The organism is Mordavella massiliensis (assembly GCF_016902415.1).
GTDB classification, from domain to species: domain Bacteria; phylum Bacillota; class Clostridia; order Lachnospirales; family Lachnospiraceae; genus Merdimonas; species Merdimonas faecigallinarum.
Window position 1 is genome coordinate 1 of sequence record NZ_JACJLV010000102.1, and the last position, 1,353, is coordinate 1,353.

Annotated in this window: 1 protein-coding gene, 7 tRNA genes and 1 rRNA gene; all 9 read left to right on the forward strand. The window is 40.1% G+C overall.

The genetic code is table 11. From position 1 onward, the window contains the following. A 23S ribosomal RNA gene (locus tag H6A13_RS12895) occupies window positions 1-81 on the forward strand; the annotation flags it as partial. Between the two features lie 80 nt (window positions 82-161). Then, window positions 162-234, forward strand: a tRNA-Asn gene (locus tag H6A13_RS12900). 6 nt (window positions 235-240) lie between these two features. Continuing rightward, window positions 241-312, forward strand: a tRNA-Glu gene (locus tag H6A13_RS12905). A gap of 4 nt (window positions 313-316) precedes the next feature. Further along, a tRNA-Thr gene (locus H6A13_RS12910) sits at window positions 317-389 on the forward strand. A gap of 28 nt (window positions 390-417) precedes the next feature. Continuing rightward, window positions 418-491 (forward strand) — tRNA-Ile (locus H6A13_RS12915). Window positions 492-510: 19 nt separating this feature from the next. Then, window positions 511-584, forward strand: a tRNA-Asp gene (locus tag H6A13_RS12920). Window positions 585-590: 6 nt separating this feature from the next. Next, a tRNA-Val gene (locus H6A13_RS12925) sits at window positions 591-663 on the forward strand. 21 nt (window positions 664-684) lie between these two features. Next, window positions 685-770 (forward strand) — tRNA-Leu (locus H6A13_RS12930). 127 nt (window positions 771-897) lie between these two features. Beyond that, window positions 898-1,353: DUF7010 family protein (locus tag H6A13_RS12935; protein ID WP_243424807.1), on the forward strand; the 456-nt coding region annotated here is incomplete at its 3' end.

Here is a 1,353-nt window from a genome sequence, read left to right on the forward strand (position 1 = left end):
ACGACGAGGTAGATAGGGCAGAGGTGGAAGTACAGTAATGTATGGAGCTGACTGCTACTAATCGGTCGAGGGCATGACCAAAGAAGGTCGGTAGGCAGGATGAAAAGTTTCTTATATGCAGTTTTGAAGGTATATGAACCATATATCTTTTATATGAATATTCCTCCTTAGCTCAGTCGGTAGAGCACTCGGCTGTTAACCGAGTTGTCGTTGGTTCGAGTCCAACAGGGGGAGTTTTTTGGCTCCGTGGTCAAGAGGTTAAGACATCGCCCTTTCACGGCGGTAACACGGGTTCGATTCCCGTCGGAGTCATTTTGCCGATGTGGCTCAATTGGCAGAGCAGCTGATTTGTAATCAGCAGGTTATCGGTTCGAGTCCGATCATCGGCTTAGTTCCTGAACGGGACATTATGATTTTGGACCTTTAGCTCAGTCGGTTAGAGCAACCGGCTCATAACCGGTCGGTCCTGGGTTCGAGTCCCCGAAGGTCCATTTAATACAATTTATATTTGGCCCAGTGGCTCAGTTGGTTAGAGCGCCGCCCTGTCACGGCGGAGGTCGAGAGTTCGAGTCTCTTCTGGGTCGTTATAGGGGGTCTTAGCTCAGCTGGGAGAGCATCTGCCTTACAAGCAGAGGGTCATAGGTTCGAGCCCTATAGGCCCCATTAACAATTTTATATTGTTATGCCGCAGTGGCGGAACTGGCAGACGCACAGGACTTAAAATCCTGCGGGACTAACCTCCCGTACCGGTTCGATTCCGGTCTGCGGCATTGATGAAAGGTGAGAGAAATGTTGGATTTGCAGCGTTTCTCTTATTTTTTTCTTGTGTGTTTAACATATTTTGCTTATACTGAATAATACCTAGATAAATTGGAATTTATTGAGGAGAGCTAAAAAATGAACTTGAAAGATTTGAAAAAAGATTGTGCCCAAAAGCAAAAGAAAGGTATTCATTTTATCATTGCATCAGTAGTAATATGGATTATGGTTTTAATCGTACAATTAACAGATTTACCTATATTAACAAAAAATCTATTGACATTTTGTTGCACTGCACCATTATTACCTATAGCTTTTTTAATTTCTAAAATATTAAAAATACAATTTCAAGATAAAAGTAATCCATTAAACTACTTAGGAATACTATTTTCTGCAAATCAAATGATATACCTTTTAATAGCAATGTGGATTTATCCTACATTGCCAGATAAAATGCTAATGGTTATTGCTATGATATTCGGAGCACATTTATTGCCATACAGTTGGTTATATAATTCAAAAACATATATGGTATTGTCAATAATTATTCCAATATTATCTTTGATAGTTGGTTTAAATTTTGCTAATTATACT